General features: G+C 72.1%; 1 protein-coding gene and 1 pseudogene. Both read right to left on the minus strand.

Features of this window, described 5'->3' with window-relative positions:
* Window positions 1–137: 137 nt before the first annotated feature.
* Window positions 138–1,334, minus strand: a complete 1,197-nt coding sequence (locus QH283_RS10920; RefSeq protein ID WP_414689557.1) for an NAD(P)-dependent malic enzyme — start codon at window positions 1,332–1,334, stop codon at window positions 138–140.
* A gap of 436 nt (window positions 1,335–1,770) precedes the next feature.
* A pseudogene (locus QH283_RS10925) lies at window positions 1,771–2,323 on the minus strand (hypothetical protein); the annotation flags it as partial.

A 2,323-nucleotide genomic window follows, 5' to 3' on the forward strand; every position in this document is an offset into this window, starting at 1 on the left:
GGGCGGGGGTTCGGCCCGGGTTTAAATTCCCCGGGGCCCCGCCGCGGGCTACACTTGCGCCGGCGCGCCGGGGTAAACCGCGCGGCGCCCCGCGCGGCGAGCGCGGGGGGCGCCTCGTGTGTCTCGCGGGAGCGGCTCTACGCGACACCCTCGGCGCGCGCGGCGGCGGCGACGGCCTCGGCGACGGCCGGGGCGACGCGCGGGTCCAGCGGGCTGGGCACGATCTTCTCCGGGCCCAGCTCGTCGGCCACGACGCTCAGGATGGCGTTGGCGGCGGCGATCTTCATGCCCTCGGTGATGCGGCGGGCGCCGGCGTCCAGCGCGCCCTTGAACACGCCGGGGAAGGCCAGCACGTTGTTGATCTGGTTCGGGAAGTCGCTGCGCCCGGTGGCCACGATCGAGGCGTACTTGCGCGCCACGTCGGGGTGGATCTCCGGGTCGGGGTTCGACATGGCGAACACGATCGCCTCCGGCGCCATGGTGGCGATGAGCTCCTCGGGGATCACACCGGCCGACAGGCCGAGGAACACGTCGGCGCCTTCCAGTGCCTCGGCGGAGCCGCCGGTCAGGCCGCGCGGGTTGGTGCGGCCTGCCAGCTCGGCCTTGACCGCGTTCAGGTCCTCGCGGTCCTTGCCGATGATGCCCTTGGAGTCGAGCACGGTCACATCGGCCACGCCCGCCGCGAGCAGGATGTTGGTGCACGCGACACCGGCCGCGCCCGCACCGGACACCACGACCTTCAGGCCCTCGATGTCGCGGCCCTGCACGCGCGCCGCGCCGTTGAGGGCGGCCAGCACCACGATGGCGGTGCCGTGCTGGTCGTCGTGCATCACGGGGATGTCCAGCGCCTCGATGACGCGCTTCTCGATCTCGAAGCAGCGCGGGGCGGAGATGTCCTCCAGGTTGATGGCGCCGAAGCTCGGGCGCAGGCGGATGAGGGTCTCGACGATCTCGTCGACGTCCTTGGTGTCGAGCACGATCGGGATCGAGTCCAGGCCGGCGAACTTCTTGAACAGCGCGGCCTTGCCTTCCATCACCGGCAGCGAGGCGCGCGGGCCGATGTCGCCCAGGCCGAGCACGGCGGTGCCGTCGCTGACGACGGCGACCAGACGGTCGGTCCAGGTGTAGCGCTTGGCCAGCGATTCGTCCTGCGCGATCGCGCGGCTGACCTGCGCCACGCCCGGCGTGTAGGCGATGGACAGATCCCGCTGGGTCTCCAGCGGCGAGGAGAGCTCGACCGAGAGCTTGCCCCCGAGATGTCCGGCGAAGATTTCGTCTTGGGTGATTTCGGACAAACTCGCGGTGGCATTCGGTGCGTCAGTCACAGATGACACGATTTCACTCCTGCTCGGTTCTGGCTCAACCGGTGGACGGTTACCGCCGGGTAATTGATTTCTGATGCTCGGGACCGCAGATCGGCAGCGCCTGACGGAATTTCGTTGTCGCGACCGTACCGGAACGGCCGGTGAAATTTCGGGATGTGACGACGCCGCGCGGATCGCGGAGCGGAGCCGGACGGGTGGGTCCGGGCGGGACGGTCGGGGCGGCCCACGGGGCGACGGTACGTCGGGCGGCGGGGGTCACCGTGTTTCCGTACCCGGCGGTGGCAAGGATACGGAATCCGCAACATTCTGCCAGCCGGGCCGACGACTTGCCAAACCGGCGTCGGTGTAACCGGTGACACGCCATATGCCCAGGGTAGGCGGCCGGAATTACCTCCGGGTTAGGACAAACTCGCCACGGCCGCGCGGGCGGTGGTGAGCTGTCACATCAGCGCGGACCCGGCCGGGTGAGGTCGGCGCCGCGAGCGGAGCGGGGCTGATCGGAGCGGGGCTGGTCGGAGCGGGGCTGGTCCGGCGCCGGGTTCGACCGGCCGGCCGGCCTGACCACGAACCCCCGGCGGCCCGCCGGTGCGGCGAGCGGGCGTTCGCGGTCGACGGTGATCTCGTCGACACCGGTGACGAGCAGGCGGGTGCGCCACTGCGGTGACTGCGCCGGGTGGTCGGTGCGGTGGTGCAGGCCGCGGCTCTCGGTGCGGGTCAGCGCGCTGTGGGCGATCCAGCGCGCGGCGGCCAGCATGGCGGCGGCCTGTCTGGCGCGCAGCACGTCGGGACCGCGTCCACCCAGGTCGAGGCGGGCGCCCGGCCAGATCAGGTCGAGTTCGGCGATGCTGTCGCGCAGGCTGCCCGCGCCGCGCAGGTAGCTGCGCCGCAGCGGCAGGGTGTGCTCCTGGACCAGGCCGATCACCGCGCGCGGGGCGGCCCACGCGCCCTCCGCCACGCCCCCCCCCCCCCCCCGGCGCGCCACCGCCGGGCGAGTATAA

Source organism: Nocardia farcinica, assembly GCF_029867845.1.
Lineage (GTDB): Bacteria > Actinomycetota > Actinomycetes > Mycobacteriales > Mycobacteriaceae > Nocardia > Nocardia farcinica_A.